Source organism: Streptomyces sp. NPDC054047 (genome assembly GCF_055585065.1).
In genome coordinates this window covers 18,393-33,532 of the sequence record NZ_JBVJKV010000002.1, presented here as the reverse complement: position 1 = coordinate 33,532, position 15,140 = coordinate 18,393, and the positions used below count along the sequence as shown (strand labels likewise).

At 72.9% G+C, this 15,140-nt stretch carries 10 protein-coding genes; all 10 read right to left on the bottom strand.

The annotated features are described in order from the left end of the window. Positions 1 to 81: 81 nt before the first annotated feature. Positions 82 to 822: a DUF3159 domain-containing protein gene (locus tag ACZ6ZP_RS06905; RefSeq protein ID WP_366464509.1), complete on the bottom strand. Its 741-nt coding sequence runs from the start codon at positions 820 to 822 to the stop codon at positions 82 to 84. 3 nt (positions 823 to 825) lie between these two features. Then, the gene (locus ACZ6ZP_RS06900) at positions 826 to 1,224 is read right to left on the bottom strand and encodes an OB-fold nucleic acid binding domain-containing protein (RefSeq protein WP_249587256.1); all 399 of its coding nucleotides are present in this window, start codon (positions 1,222 to 1,224) and stop codon (positions 826 to 828) included. Positions 1,225 to 1,313: 89 nt separating this feature from the next. After that, the gene (locus tag ACZ6ZP_RS06895; protein ID WP_351173923.1) at positions 1,314 to 1,997 is read right to left on the bottom strand and encodes a response regulator; all 684 of its coding nucleotides are present in this window, start codon (positions 1,995 to 1,997) and stop codon (positions 1,314 to 1,316) included. 44 nt (positions 1,998 to 2,041) lie between these two features. After that, a complete protein-coding gene (locus ACZ6ZP_RS06890; protein ID WP_351173914.1) occupies positions 2,042 to 4,588 on the bottom strand; it encodes a sensor histidine kinase KdpD in 2,547 nt (848 codons plus the stop codon). Between the two features lie 133 nt (positions 4,589 to 4,721). After that, entirely contained in the window at positions 4,722 to 5,402 is a 681-nt protein-coding gene (locus ACZ6ZP_RS06885) for an ABC transporter ATP-binding protein (RefSeq protein WP_469405847.1), read from the bottom strand. Between the two features lie 75 nt (positions 5,403 to 5,477). Further along, a complete protein-coding gene (locus ACZ6ZP_RS06880) occupies positions 5,478 to 6,704 on the bottom strand; it encodes an alginate lyase family protein (protein WP_351173908.1) in 1,227 nt (408 codons plus the stop codon). Positions 6,705 to 6,843: 139 nt separating this feature from the next. Continuing rightward, positions 6,844 to 7,764: an ABC transporter ATP-binding protein gene (locus ACZ6ZP_RS06875; RefSeq protein ID WP_469405845.1), complete on the bottom strand. Its 921-nt coding sequence runs from the start codon at positions 7,762 to 7,764 to the stop codon at positions 6,844 to 6,846. After that, complete coding sequence (locus ACZ6ZP_RS06870) at positions 7,757 to 10,426, bottom strand: hypothetical protein (protein WP_469405843.1); 2,670 nt, start codon at positions 10,424 to 10,426, stop codon at positions 7,757 to 7,759. Before ACZ6ZP_RS06870 ends, ACZ6ZP_RS06875 begins: the two co-directional genes overlap by 8 nt. Before the next feature lie 544 nt (positions 10,427 to 10,970). Beyond that, positions 10,971 to 14,315 carry an FtsX-like permease family protein gene (locus tag ACZ6ZP_RS06865; protein ID WP_383823830.1) on the bottom strand — a complete coding sequence of 1,115 codons (3,345 nt, stop codon included), beginning with the start codon at positions 14,313 to 14,315 and terminating at the stop codon, positions 10,971 to 10,973. Between the two features lie 143 nt (positions 14,316 to 14,458). Further along, positions 14,459 to 15,139, bottom strand: a complete 681-nt coding sequence (locus ACZ6ZP_RS06860; protein ID WP_361468352.1) for a potassium-transporting ATPase subunit C — start codon at positions 15,137 to 15,139, stop codon at positions 14,459 to 14,461. Between the last annotated feature and the right edge of the window lies 1 nt (position 15,140).

Genomic DNA, 15,140 nt, shown 5'->3' with positions numbered 1-15,140 from the left:
TCGAGCGGGCGCGCCTTTTTGGAGTTGGCGGGGCCCCCCGGGTATAACGGGGGCCCCCCCCTCCACGTACAAGCAGCAGGATCAGGCCTCTCGGCTCTGCTGGGCGGAAGCCGCCTTGCGCTCTTCCTCCGCCTTCTCCGCCGCTTCCATCTCGGCGAACACGTCGATCGGCGCGGGTGCCTTCGCGAGGAAGACCCAGGTCAGCCAGACGGCGAGCAGGAACGGCGGGATCTTCAGGGCGATCAGGACCCAGCCGAACTGGGTCGTGTCCGCCCACCAGTAGAGCGGGAAGAGGATCGCGCACTTGGCGAGCAGGATCAGGCCCCAGGCCCAACTGGCCTTCGTGTACGCCTTCTTGCGCCCGGGGTTGCGGGTCCGCCAGGAGAGGTTCTCCTTGAAGACCGGGCCGAGGATCAGGCCGATCAGCGGGACGCCCGCGATGGCCGTGATGATGTAGGCGAGGGCGAGGCCCAGGGTGTAGAGCATGCCCGGCAGATAGAAGTCCTTGGCGTTGCCGGTCATCATCGCGAAGACCACACCGAAGGCGACACCGAAGACGCCGCTGAAGGCGTGCTTGACGGTGCCCTTCATGACCAGGCGGACCACCACGAGCACCAGGGACACCGCAAGGGCCGCGATGGCGGCCATGTGCAGGTCCTTGTTGATCGTGAAGATGGTCACGAAGAGGAGGCCCGGGACGACGGTCTCCACCATGCCCCGCACGCCGCCGAAGGCCTCGAAGAGCGCGGCCTCGGTCACGGCCCTGGAATCGGCTTCCTGATCCGTGGTTCCCTGGTCCGTCGGCTTGTCGAGGGACGTCACCGGCTACTCCCGTCCGAGGGGTCTGAGTTCGTATTTCGGGTTGAAGAGCACCCGGCGGCCCCGGCTCATCGAGACCCGGCCGGACGCGATCAGCCTGCGCCCCGGCTCTATCCCCACGATGGAGCGCCTGCCCAGCCACACCACGTCCAGTGCCGCGGAGCCGTCGAACAGCTCCGCCTCCAGGGCGGGGACCCCGGCGCGTGGCCGCAGGGTGACCGTGCGCAAGGTACCAGTAACCGTGACTATCTGGCGGTCGTGGCAGTCTCCGATGCGGGTGCACCCCGCCGTTTCGGCGTCCTCGCGCAGCTCCTCCGACTCCAGATCCTCCTGGGAGGAGGACAGCCGGTCGAGCATGCGCCGGAAGCGGCCTGCCGGCTTCTCTGAACCAGGAACAGCACTCATACAGGAAGCCTACCGGGGGGCGGCGACAGCACCGCAATGGGTGCGCTCATCTGTGCTTATGCCCGCTCAGCCCAGCCCCGACCCTTGACTCATCGCTCGAACCTGTAACCCATTCCCGGCTCGGTGATGAAGTGCCGCGGATGCGCCGGGTCCGCCTCCAGCTTGCGGCGCAGCTGGGCCATGTAGACGCGCAGGTAGTTCGTCTCCGTGCCGTACGAAGGGCCCCAGACCTCCTGGAGCAGCTGCTTTTGGCTGACCAGGCGCCCGGTGTTGCGCACCAGTACTTCGAGCAGATGCCACTCGGTGGGCGTCAGGCGTACGTCGCGTCCGTCGCGGTTGACCTTCTTGGCGGCCAGATCGACCGTGAAGTCCTCCGTGTCCACCATCACGTCGTCCTCGCCCGCACCGGTGGGCTCGGCCCTGCGGATGGAGGCGCGCAGCCGGGCAAGCAGCTCGTCCATGCCGAAGGGCTTGGTGACGTAGTCGTCGGCGCCCGCGTCGAGCGCCTCGACCTTCTCGTCCGAGCTGTGCCGCGCGGAGAGCACCAGGATCGGCACGCGCGTCCAGCCGCGCAGGCCCCTGATGACCTCGACCCCGTCCATGTCGGGCAGACCGAGGTCGAGCACGATCACGTCGGGGTGGCGGGCGGCGGCGAGCTGGAGCGCGGTGGCTCCGTCCGGGGCCGCGTCCACCTCGTACTTGCGCGCCTTCAGGTTGATCACGAGGGCGCGCACGATCTGCGGCTCGTCGTCGACCACGAGCACCCGGGTCATGCGTACCTGCCTTTCGGGCCTTTGGGTCCTGTCGATGGTGGCGGTCATGAGATGACCTGGGCGGAGAGGTCCGGCAGAGCCGGCGGTCCGCCCGACGCCGCCCGCAGGGTCAGGACCATGGTGAGGCCGCCGCCGGGGGTGTCCTCGGCCTCCAGCGTGCCGCCCATGGACTCGACGAAGCCGCGTGCGACCGCGAGGCCCAGGCCGACGCCCGCGCCGCGCGGAGCGTCACCGTAGCGCTGAAACGGCTCGAAGATGCGGTCCTTGGCTCCGTCAGGGACACCCGGGCCGCGGTCCACCACGCGCAGTTCGACGCGGTCGCCGAGCGTGCTCGCGGAGACCAGGACCGGTTCGGCGTCGGGGCTGTACTTGACCGCGTTCTCGACGATGTTGGCGACCGCCCGCTCCAGGAGCCCCTTGTCGACGGTGACCATGGGCAGCGTCTCGGGGATGTCCAGGTCGGCGCTGCCGTCGGGGACGCCGCCGAGCGCCATGGGGACCACCTCGTCGAGGTCGATCTCGCGGATCAGCGGGCTGACGGTGCCGGTCTGCAGGCGGGACATGTCCAGGAGGTTGCCGACCAGGTGGTCCAGGCGGTCGGCGCCGTCCTCGATGCCTTCGAGGAGCTCGGCCTGGTCCTCCTCGGACCAGGAGACGTCGTCGGAGCGCAGGGAGGACACGGCGGCCTTGATGCCCGCCAGCGGCGTACGCAGGTCATGGCTGACGGCGGCGAGCAGCGCGGTGCGGATGCGGTTGCCCTCGGCGAGGGTGCGGGCCTGCTGCGCCTCGCCCTGGAGGCGCTGGCGGTCCAGGACCACGGCGGCCTGCGCGGCGAACGCGGCGAGCACCCGGCGGTCCTCGGCGGGCAGCACCCGGCCGGACAGGGCGAGCGCCATGTGGTCACCGACCGGCATGTCCACGTCCGCGTCCTCGGGGCGCTCCAGGGTGCGGCCCTCGCCGACCCGGCCCGCGCAGGTCCAGGGGGCGACGTCGCTCGCCCGCTCCAGGAGGGCGACGGAGTCCATGCTGAAGGTCTCGCGCACGCGTTCCAGGAGGGCGTCCAGGCTCGTCTCGCCGCGCAGCACGCTGCCCGCGAGGAAGGAGAGTATCTCCGACTCGGCGCGCAGCCGGGCGGCCTGGTGGGTGCGGCGGGCCGCGAGGTCCACCACGGAGGCCACGGAGATCGCGACGCCCACGAAGACGACGATCGCGACGATGTTCTTGGAGTCGGAGATCGTCCACAGGTGCTGCGGCGGCGTGAAGTAGTAGTTCAGGAGCAGCGAGCCGAACGCCGCCGATGCCAGGGCCGGAAGCAGACCGCCGAGCAGGGCGGCGGCGACGGTGAGCGTCAGGAACAGCAGCATGTCGTTGGCGAGACCGAGGTCCGCGTCGACATGGGTCAGGAGCAGCGTCAGGAGCGCGGGGCCGCCGACGCCCACCAGCCAGCCCCAGATGCTGCGGGAGCGCCCCAGGCGTGCCCCGCGCGCCACGGGCAGGCCGCGCCCCTTGGCGACCTCGTCGTGCGTGACGATGTGGACGTCCAGGTCGGGGCCCGATTCGCGGGCGACCGTCGCGCCCACGCCGGGACCGAAGACGTACTGCCAGGTCTTGCGGCGCGAGGAGCCGAGGACGATCTGGGTGGCGTTGACGCCGCGGGCGAAGTCGAGCAGCGCGGCCGGTATGTCGTCGCCGATGACGTGGTGGAAGGTGCCGCCCAGGTCCTCGACGAGGGTGCGCTGGACCGCGAGCTCCTTGGGCGAGGCCGCGGTCAGGCCGTCGCTGCGGGCGATGTAGACGGCGAGGATCTCGCTGCCGGAGCCCTTGGCGGCCATCCGGGACGCGCGGCGGATGAGCGTGCGCCCCTCGGGGCCGCCGGTGAGGCCGACGACGATGCGCTCGCGGGCCTGCCAGGTGGAGCGGATGTCGTGCTCGCCGCGGTACTGCTGGAGGTATTCGTCGACCCGGTCGGCGACCCAGAGCAGCGCGAGCTCGCGCAGGGCGGTGAGGTTGCCGGGCCGGAAGTAGTTGGACAGGGCCGCGTCGACCCGGTCGGACTTGTAGATGTTGCCGTGGGCCATGCGGCGGCGCAGCGCCTGGGGCGACATGTCGACGAGCTCGATCTGGTCCGCGCGCCGCACCACTTCGTCCGGCACGGTCTCGCGCTGGCGCACCCCGGTGATCGACTCGACGACGTCGCCGAGGGACTCCAGATGCTGGATGTTCACGGTGGAGACGACGTCGATGCCCGCGGCGAGGAGTTCCTCGACGTCCTGCCAGCGCTTGGCGTTGCGGGAGCCGGGGACGTTCGTGTGCGCCAGTTCGTCCACGAGGGCGACGGCGGGCGCCCGCTCCAGGACGGCGTCCACGTCCATCTCGGTGAAGAGGGTGCCCCGGTAGTCCAGGTCCTTGCGGGGCACCTGCTCCAGGCCGTGCAGCATCACCTCGGTGCGCGGCCTGTCGTGGTGCTCCACGAAGGCCACGACGCAGTCGGTGCCGCGCTCGATGCGGCGGTGCGCCTCGGACAGCATCGCGTACGTCTTGCCGACGCCCGGTGCCGAACCGAGGTATATCCGAAGCTTGCCGCGTGCCATGGCCCCATTGTCTTCCCGAAACTGCTCTGTACGCAGAGTCGACCTTACGGCCAACAATTCCCGCAATTCGGACAAAGGTGCGCTCACGTGTGCTCCTTGACGCAACCCTGATGTGTCGGGGCCGGGCCGGGGGTCAGCGTTCGACGATCTCGCCGTCGCTCAGTTCGAGGACCCGGTCGGCGAGGTCGAGCAGCGCCGCGTCGTGCGTGGCGACCAGGGCGGTGACGCCCTCGCCGCGGACGACGGCGCGCAGCAGCTCCATCACCGCCAGCCCGGTCTCGGCGTCCAGCTGCCCGGTGGGCTCGTCCGCGATGAGCAGGGAGGGCTTGTTGGCGAGCGCGCGGGCGATCGCCACCCGCTGCTGCTGTCCGCCGGAGAGCTCGCCGGGCCGCTGCTCGGCGTGGTCGGCGAGCCCGACGAGGGCGAGCAGCAGCGCGACGCGCTCCTCCCGCTCGCGGGGGTCGGTCCTGCGCAGCCGCAGCGGCACGCCGACGTTCTCGGCGGCGGTGAGGATGGGGATGAGCCCGAAGGACTGGAAGATGAAGCCGACACGGTCGCGGCGCAGCTCCAGGAGGCCGCTCTCGCCGAGGCCCGCGAGTTCGAGCCCCTCGACGGTGATCTTCCCCGTGTCCGGGGCGTCGAGCCCGCCGACGAGGTTGAGCAGGGTGGTCTTGCCCGATCCCGACCGCCCCTTCAGGGCGACCAGCTCGCCTCGCGGGACGGCGAAGGAGACGCCGCGCAGGGCGTGCACGGCGGACGGCCCGCTGCCGTAGGTCCGGTGCAGGCCCTCGACGACGACCGCGCTCTCCGCCATGTCCGCTCCCCCGTACGGTCCTGTTGGACCGGGCGCCAGTATGGTCACCGCACGCCCGGCCGAACAAGACCTGAATCAGCTGGGGTTGTCCGCGTGGGTCAGGGTCTCCCAGGCGACGAACAGGTTGTTGGAACCCGCCGGACGGTTCCTCTCGGTGAGCTTCTGGGTGTTGCTCATGGCGTGGCCGAGGCGGCCGTGGAGCGCGTTGTAGCCGACCTCGGTGACCGGCCCCAGGCCCCGGTGGACCGAGCCGCCGCACAGCGAGCTCGGCGGCGCCTCGCCCAGTTCGTACTTGGCCTGGAAACCGAGCCCCTGGCGAAGCCGCTCGCCGACGTCCGTCTTGTAGAGGTCCTCGCCCTGGATGCGGCTGGTCTCGGCGACGTGGGAGATCGCGGAGAGGCCGTATCCGGTGTGGGTGAAGTCGCGGCACGTCTCCTGGGTGAGTCCGGTGGTGAAGGTGCCCTGCCCCTGCCAGTACTTGACGATCTTCGCGCGAGTGTCCAGGTTCTGGCTGGGCACGGTCTTGGGCAGGTCGCCGTCGGAGGCGAGGTAGACGTACGCGGCGGTGCGCGTGCGGAACTTCGCCATCGCCTTGTCGTACGACCCCTTGTCCTCGATGAAGACGGAGATGCCGATGGCGGCCTCCATCATCGACAGCTCCCAGTTGCCGTTGGAGTTGGAGCCGTTGATGATCTCGGGCAGGTAGACGGTGCGCAGCATCGTCGCGAAGCGTCCCGCGTTGCCCCAGCCGCCGGTGTACGTGTGCTTGATGATCTCGGCGGCCCTGGGCCAGGACGATCCCGCCCAGCCGGTCTGCAACGGTGCGTTGCTGTTGGTGTGGTCCTTGATGGTGGCGGACCAGGCGTCCATCAGCTCGATGGACTTCTTGGCGTAGCGCTCGTCTCGGGTGACGTACCAGGCCAGTGCCGTGGTGTACGCGGCTATCGCGTCCTCGCGCTCGTCGGTGCAGCCGTAGTTGGGGTTCGAGTAGGAGCCGCACTCGACGACCGCGCGGGGCTTGGGCGTACGCGACAGGGAGGCGTACTTGCTCCCCATCATCTGGTCGTAGGCGCCCTTCCAGGGCTGGGCCCCGGCGTTGACCTTCTCCCTGGTGAAGTCCAACTGGCCGCGCGAGACGGTGACTCCGGGGTGCGCGAAGGTGCTGGGCGCCGCGTCGGCGCGCTCGGCCCCGGGCCAGGCCAGGAGGGCGGCGACCAGGGCGGTCACCACGGTGGCGAGGGTCGCGAGGACGGTCGTGCGGGGTCTGCGGTGGTGGCGCACGGGTGTGGGGGTGTGAGCCATGCGAAGGCCATCCATTCTCGTATGTGAACTTCAAGTGCCTTTCTGAACACGCGTGTTGGCCCGAGACCATAGGTACGGACCATGCTTCCGTCAAGGCGTGAAGTTGGAGGTGTCATGCACGAGAAGTCGGAGCTGCTGCTCACGGGGCGGGTGGCTCCTGATCCGGCCCCTCGCCCCAGACACCGATGTGATCCGGCTCCTCCGTGAGCCGGACGCGTCCGCTCAGCCCGAAGCGCTCCACGTAGTCGCGCGGCAGCTGCAACCGCCCCGCCCGGTCCAGAACCGTGAACTCCTCCCCCGGGCCGCCCTGTTCGCGCAGCGTCTCCGTGGACGTACGGCCGTCCCGGATGCGCACCGTGCGGCGGACCTGCCCGGAGACGAGCGGATCGTGCGTGACGACCAGGACGGTCGCGCCGAGCTCCTCGTTGGCGCGGCGCAGCGCGGCGAACACCTCCTCGCCGCTCGCCGTGTCCAGCTCCCCGGTGGGCTCGTCGGCGAGCAGCACGCGCGGGGCGTTGGCGGAGGCGACCGCCACGGCGACGCGCTGCTGTTCCCCGCCGGACAACTCGGCGGGCCGCCGGTCGCGGCAGTACGCGACACCGAGCACGCCGAGCAGTTCGGCGGCCCGCGCCGCCCGCTCACGACGGGGCACGCGCGCGTACTTCATCGGCAGCGCGACGTTCTCCAGGGCGGTGAGGTACGGCAGCAGATTGCGCCCGGTCTGCTGCCAGACGAAGCCGACGGTCTTCCTGCGGTAACCGAGGCGCTCGCGACGCCCCATGGCGAGCAGGTCGTGCCCGGCGACGCGCGCCCTCCCCGCCGTCGGCAGGTCGAGCCCCGAGAGGATCGACAGGAGGGTGGACTTGCCGGACCCGGACGCGCCAACGAGGGCCACGCACTCCCCTTCCCCGACCACCAGGTCGAGCCCCTGGAGGGCCTGCACCTCCACCTTGTCGGTGCGGTAGACGCGTACGAGGTTGTCGCAGACGACGAGGCCCTCCTCCCCCGCGGGACGGCGCGCGGCGTTCGCGCGGGCCTCCAGATCGGCGAGCTCAGTCATCGTTCCTCCCCAGTCGCAGCACGGCTCCCAGACCCCGGCGCCGCCCCAGCCAGGTCTCCACGCCCACCGCCGCGGCCATCAGGGCGACGGTTCCCGCGGCCAGGGCCGCCGTGAACAGGGCGTCGGTCCGCAGGACGGGCGCGGTGGGCCCGCCGGTGAACTCCCGCAGGTCGAGGGCGGGTCCGAGCAGCCCGGGCAGGGTCAGACCGAGCGCGACGCCGCCGGCCACGGCCGCGAGCACCAGGGGCAGCAGCTGGAGCAGGTGAAGCCCTGCCGTGGCCCGGCCGCCGAGCCCCAGGGTGCGCAGCCGGGCGGTGACGTCGCCGCGTGCGGGCGCGGACAGCAGGAGTTCGAGCACGAGGGCGAGCAGCGCGAGGAGCACGGCCAGGGCGGTGCAGAGAGTGTGCGCCGCGGTCAGGGCGGCGATGAGCCCGTCCTCGTCGGCCTCCGCCCGCTCCTCGGCACGGATTCGCAGCTCTCCGGCGGCGCTGCCCGGCGCGGTGCGCGGGACGACCGAGCGCAGCTCGCGGACGTCCAGGTGCGGGCCGTAGAGGAGCAGGGCGGACTCCTCGAACTCGCTTGCGCCAAAGCCCTTCAGGTCACGGGTGTCGGTGAGCAGGAGGTGCTCCCTCGCCTCGGTGGCGGCGCCCACGGGGCCGAGCGCGGGGTCGCGGCGCACGGCCTCGGGGAGGGCGCCCACGACGCGCAGGCGGCGCTCCTTGCCGTGCACGGTGATGGTCAGGATGTCCCCCGCGTCGGCGGCGTCGGCGAGGACGCGGATGTCACGCCCGCTGCCGCGCTCGCCGCCGACTCCGGCGTCCCGCAGGGCACGGGCGGCGGCCGAATTCCCGGCCGCGGACCGCAGCTTCGCGCCGTCGACGCCGACCAGGCTCGCGATGCCGTACCGCCCGCCGTCCGCCGCGCTCACCGGGTCGACCCGCAGCTGCCGCACCTCCACCGTCTGGCGCACCCCACGCGCGCGTGCCAGGCGTCCGGCGGTGTCCGGGTCGCGCCCCGCCCCCAGGAAGGAGGCGTCGGCGCCCACCCGCCAGGCGGCGACGTCCCGCCGCCCTTCCGCCAGCGTCCCCGCGACCAGACCGCCGAACACGGCACCGGCCAGGGTCACCACCAGGACGAGCAGCGCGAGCGCCCGGGCGGGGGCCTCCTTGGCGGCACGGGAGAGCGCGATGAGGGCCACGGCTCCGCGCCCCCGCCCGGCCCAGCGCGCGACGAGGCGCACCGGCAGGGGGTAGAGGCGCCCCAGGACCACGACCGTGGCGAGCCCGAGCAGCACCGGCACGGCGGCGAGCAACGGATCGCCTCCCGAGCCGCCCGCCGTCCCACGGGCCCGCAGCGCCAGTACGCCCGCCGAGGCGACGACCACGACAGCCACCTCGGCCACGACGCGGCGCCCGCCACCTCCCTTCTTGTCCCGCAACAGCGCCCGGTCCCGCACGGCCCACCAGGTCAGCAGGGGCAGCACCAGCCACGCGCCCACGGCGACGAGCAGCGCTCGCCCGTACGCGGGTGAGGCCCCCGGCAGCACGGAGGCGAGCGCGCAGCCGCCCCCGAACCCCAGCACCACGGCCGGTACGGTCTCCACGGCACGCCCGACGGCGACCCCCAGGGCCGAGGCCCCACGCGCGCGTTGCAGACGATGGACGTCGAGCCGGCGGCGTACGGAGAGCAGCCCGCCGACCACCACGGCGGCGAGGCCGACCGCCGTCACCGAGGCGAGCGCGAAGGAGATCACGACGCTGCCCTGCCGCCACTGCCCCTGGAACTCCTCCAAGGCGTCCGGCAGTTCGGTGGCGGTCTCCGACTCGGCGGCCGGGTGCGCACCGAAGGCACAGGGCATGCCGCCGCTGACCATCGCCAGGTCACACGTGACGCCCCGCACGGAGTCCGGGTAGCGGAGCATGAGGCGCTCGAAGTCGCGCTGCCCCTGGTCGCCGACGAAGCGCGCGGCGTCGTCGCCGGGGTCGAGCCGCATGCCCCAGATCACGGTGAGGTCGGCGTCCGCCTGGTCCTGCAGCACCTCGACGCCGCGCGGCGCCAGCAGTGCGCCCGCGTACCGCGCCGCTGCGTCCCGCGTGTCCCGTGCCGTCCGCGCGAGCAGGGGCTGCTCGCGCCAGAGCCGCCGCTCGCCCTCGGCGGCGTAGAACCCGACCACCCGTGCCGGTGCGTCCACGTTCTCCAACGCGCCGGGACCGAGCCGGAGTTCCTGCCCCAGGCGCAGCTCGAGCTCGTCCCGTGTCCGGGTGGATACGGCGATCTCCACGACACTCCCCCGGGCGGCGGGGGGCCGTCCCGCTGCGTACGCGGAACGAGGCGGGGCATCGGAGGCGTACACCAGGGACATCGCGGTGCCGTCACCCATGCGCACGCTGGGCAGGGCGATCCGGGTGGAGTCGCGTACGAGGGCTTCGCGGAGAGGGGCGGGGACGGCGTTCTCGACCGCGGTCGAAACCCTGCGGAGATCGGCAGCCAGCGTGCTCCTCGGCCCGCCCCGCTCCTCCTCCGGCCCGAACCGCACCCGGTGGGTGATCCCCGGGGCGTCCCGCTGAACCTGCTCCAGCCGGGACCGCAACGCGTCCCCGGAGGCCCGGTCAAGCAGGCCGGGCCCGCCGACGACCACAGCACTGAGCGCCAGCACGAGCAAGGCAAGACACCCCAGAAGCCCCACCTCCCCCCGCCACTTCATAAGCCCCCCTCCCCCACACCCACACCCACACGAACAAGCTTCCCCGCGCACCCACCCGATCGCCCCACAGCACCAGTGACCACCCGCAGACAGGGACGCACGCGAGGGGACGCGCCGGTATGTCCGCCCGGAGCACGGTTCGCAGGACTCCCCCACCGAAGCGCCCAAGGGGCCACCGGACGATAGCGAGGACGGACATACCGGCACGGCCCCGCACCCGCACCCGCACCCGCACCCGCACCAACAAGCTTCCCCACGCACCCACCCGATCGCCCCCAGGCACCAGTGACCAGCCGCAGACGGGAACGCACGCGAGGGGACGCGCCGGTATGTCCGCCCGGAGCACGGTTCGCAGGACTCCCCCACCGAAGCACCCAAGGGGCCACCGGACGATAGCGAGGACGGACATACCGGCACGGCCCCGCACCCACAACCGCACCAGCCCCGCAGGGACCCCGCGCCGCCAAAGCCACCAAAGCCGCCAAAGCCCCGCAGGGACCCCTCACCCGTCCTCCCCCGCCCGCAAGACCCGCCCCAGATCCACCCGCCCAAGCACCCGCGCGGCCCCACTCACCACCCCGCAGATCACCAGCGTCACCCCGCCCGCCACCCCGCACACCCGCACCCACGGCACCTCCGTGAGCAGGCCGGGGAAGACCGGTTCGCCCTCCGCGTCCACCGTCACCACCGGCATGATCACCGCCGCGAGCCCCGCCCCGAGAACCGTGCCCAGGAGCGCCGCCACTCCCGCCAGCGCCAACTGCTCCGTCCACAGATACGCGGCGAGCTGCCCCCGCCGCACCCCCAGCGCCCTCAGCAGCGCGAACTCCCGCCCCCTCGCCCGCGCCGAAAGCACCGTATGCAGCGTGAAGGCGATGACGGCGAACGCCGGGGCCAGGACCAGGCAGAGCCAGAGGCCGCCGCGGGCCCCGCGCCGCAGCGGATCCTCGCCGAGCTCCACGCGCGCGTGCGGCACGTCCACGGCCCTGCCGAGCCGCGGGCTGTCCCGCACCGCCTCCCACGCGGCACTCGCGTCACCCCGCGCGGCCCCCGCCCACCACACGCTCTCCGGCCCCGGCAACGCCCCGCTCAGCACCAACTGGGCCGCCATCGCCCGCGAATCGGCGAGCAGCCGGGGCCGGTCGCGCGCGACGCCCGGCACCGCCGCGATCCGCCCGACGATCTTCAGCCGGGCGCTGCCTCCCGTACTGCGCCGCAGCGTCACGACGTCCCCGACCCGTACCGCCCCGGAGTCCAGCAGCGCACGGTCGGCGAGAGCGGGAGCGGGAGCGGGCGTGGTGGCCGCGGAGCGCCCCTTGGCGCCGTCCGTGCCCAGACGGACGCTCCACGTCGGGTACTTGAGCCGCGTGTCAGGCCCCCGGAGCACCGCGTCGAGCAGTACCCCTGCCCCGGGCCGGTCGCCGCAGAGCACGGGCCCCGGAGCGTCCCCCACCGCCCCGCGCGACCGCTCGGCCCCGGGGCAGCCCGCTCCGTAGCGGTCCGGTGCGTCCTCGCGCAGGTCGCGCCAGTCGGCCCGCTGGGTGAGCCCCGGCACCCGGTCGACACGGAGCCGGTAGGTACGCCGCACCGTCTCGCCCACCATGCTCAGGTCGATCTGGAGGACGCGTACGCCACCCCTGCGCACCGGCACCTTCAGGGGCACCGTCCGCGGGCCGCCTTCTTTAAGAAGAACGGCACTTGAGTGGGCGAGTCCGTCATCGTCCTCGAGGAAGACCGTCATCCTGACCGGCACGGGCCTGCCGGACCCGTCCGCGGACAGCCGTACCCGGAGCGGGAGTTCACCCCTTGGGCGAGCGCCATCGGACCCGGCAACCGCGAGCCCATGCCCCGGAATCCCCTTCCCCAGCGGCGCGACCAGCTCCCGCACGGGCCGCTCCGCGAGGTCGCCCCGCAGCGAAGGCACCGGCCCCCTCCCCGTGTTGACCCCGGTGACGGCCACCGCGTCCTGCCCGATGTATCCCTCCGTGGTCACCACGGGAGTCACCGCGTCCACCCCCGGCAGCGCGCTGTACGTCCCGCGCCGCTCCCCCGCCGGCACCCCGTCCCCCGGTTCGATCCGCAGGTCGGCGCCCACCTGGAAGGCGGCCTGGTCGTGGTCGCCCCGGTCGAGAATGGCCAGGGCGGTGCTGCTCAGCGCCGCGACGGCCAGTGCCAGCGTCACCACCAGGGCGGGCCCCGCGTGCCGCGCCGCGCGCCGCCCGATCTGCCACCCGCCCAGCGGCAGCACGAGCCCCCTGCCCCGCCGGGCGAGCGGATCGATGGCCCGCGTCAGGAGGGGCAGCAGGCGCAGCACAAGCAGCGCGGCCGCGGTGGTCATCACCACGGGCGCGAGGACGAGCACGGGGTCCACGCCGTCCCCGGTCACGGGCGACCGGTACTGCCGCAGTTGCAGCCACCCGAGGACGGCCACCGCCCCCAGCGCCACATCGGCCCCGACCCGCTGCGCCCCCGCGAACCGCCCCACCCGCAGCCGAAGACGGCTCACCGCCTGCCGGTCCCGCACCACCCGCACCGTGGGCAGCAGCACCGCGCACCCGTGCACCCCGACGGCCAAGGCGGAGGCCACCCACGCGGCCCCGATCACACGCGCGTCCGGCACCCCGCCGTGCAACAGCCCCGCCCCTTCAAGCACTCGCAGCAGCGGCCCCGCGAGGAAGGGTGCGGCGATCCCCACCGGAAGGGCGACCACCGCCCACTGCACTCCCGTCGACACCAAGAGCCGCCGCGTTCCCGCGCCCCGGGCGGCCAGCAACGCCAGCTCCGGGCGCCGGTGTTCGGCGAGCCGGCGCCCGGTGAGCACCAGGGCCGCGACCGCGAGGGCGGCGAGCAGCGTGGCGGGGACGTAGAGCCCGGCGCGGGCCACGGCGATGGGCGTGGTGAGCCGGTCCAGGGCCCTGCGCAGCCCGGCCGATACGGTCAGGTCCTCCGCCCCTGCCTCCGTACCCCGCGGCACGGAAGCCCCCTGCGGCTCCGAGCTCCCCCGCAGCACCGAGCGCGACGCATCGCTGCCGCCGAACTTCCGGGCCCGCTCCGCCAGCGGCCCGATGTCACCGAGCCGCAGCCCCCGCGCGTCGGGCACGCCGAGCCACAGCGCCCCCGCGTCCTTCGTGAACCCCGGCCGCGCCGTGAACGCGCCGCGCGGCACGAGCGCGATGGAGTCGGCCGTCCCGAACGTGCTGCTCAGGCCCGCCCAGACCGCGGGCCCGCGCCCCTCGGTCGCGTAGAGCCCGACGACCCGCATCCGCAGCAGGCGCTCACCGGCGCCGCGCACGACCACGACGTCACCGGTCCGCACCGCGAGCTCGGCGGCGAACGCCCTGGTCAGCGCGGTCTCCGCGGGCCCACCGGCCGCGGACGTACCGCCGGAGCCAGAACCACCGGAGCCAGAACCACCGCGCGGCCACCGGCCCGCCACCAGGTCGGCGTGGGACCGGGCCCCTTCGAGCGCGACCACGGACATGGTGGCGTCCTCGCGGCGGCGGCCCCCGGCCTCGGTCACGGCGAGTTCGTCGTTGCGCGCCGCGGGTGCCCGCAGCGCGAGGCGCGTGCGGTGGGGCACGTCGCCGTACGTGCGGTCGACCGCGGCCCGTACGTCCGCGTCCAGCCGCCGCACGCTGTCGGCGCCGTAGCGCCCGGCCACCTCGACGACGGCTTCGCGGTCCGCGGCGAGCCGCTGCCGCACTCCGCCCTCGACGGCCTTCTCGGTCAGCGCGGCAAGGGCGGCGAGCACCGTGGCCGCCAGCAGCACGGCGAGCCCGGCTGCCACGAGCACCATCCCGTGATACCGGCCGCTCCGCACCACGGCGGGCACGCGCCGTCCGCTCACCGCACCGGTCTCCCCCCGCGTGACCGGCACAGTATGGACGTACGCGATTGTGGCCCGCAATGCTCCGACCGAAAAGGCCGAATCAGTGCGGGCCACAAGGGAGTTGAGCCAGCGTCAGCTCCCGTTCGGCGACGACAGCAGCGTCAGTCCTTGTCGGCGACGAGCTCCTTCAGCGCGATGTTGAGCTCCAGGACGTTCACGCGCGGCTCCCCCACGAAGCCGAGGATCCGCCCGTCGCTGTGCTCGTCGACCAGCTTCTCGACCTGCTTCACGTCGAGTCCGTTCTTCTCCGCCACCCGGTGGGCCTGGAGCTCCGCGTACCGCGGGGAGATGTGCGGGTCCAGGCCCGAGCCGGAGGAGGTGACGGCCTCGGCCGGCACGTCCGATGGACTGACCTTGAAGTCGGCCGTGGAGTTGTCCTTGACCACGGCGGCCTTGGCCGCCTTGACGTTCGCGACGAGGTCCTTGCTGTCACCGGCCAGGTTCGTCGCACCCGAGAGGATCAGGTCGTACTGGGTGTTCACCCCTGAGTCCTGGTTGGAGCCGAGGCCGTTGGACGGCCGGGGCTGGAACCACTTCAGGTCGGGCGCGGCGCTCTCCTGGCCCTTCTGCAGCGGCAGGTCGTACCGCTGTCCGATGAGCTCGGAGCCGACGACCTTGCCCTCGCTCCTGACCTCGGAGCCGTTGGCCTTGTCGTTGAACAGGCCCTGGGCGATCCCGGTGACGGCCAGCGGATAGACGACACCGCAGATCACGGTAAGGACGAGCAGGGCACGCAGGCCCGCTCCCAACAACCGCGCCGTGCTTCCAACGGAGTTGTTCATG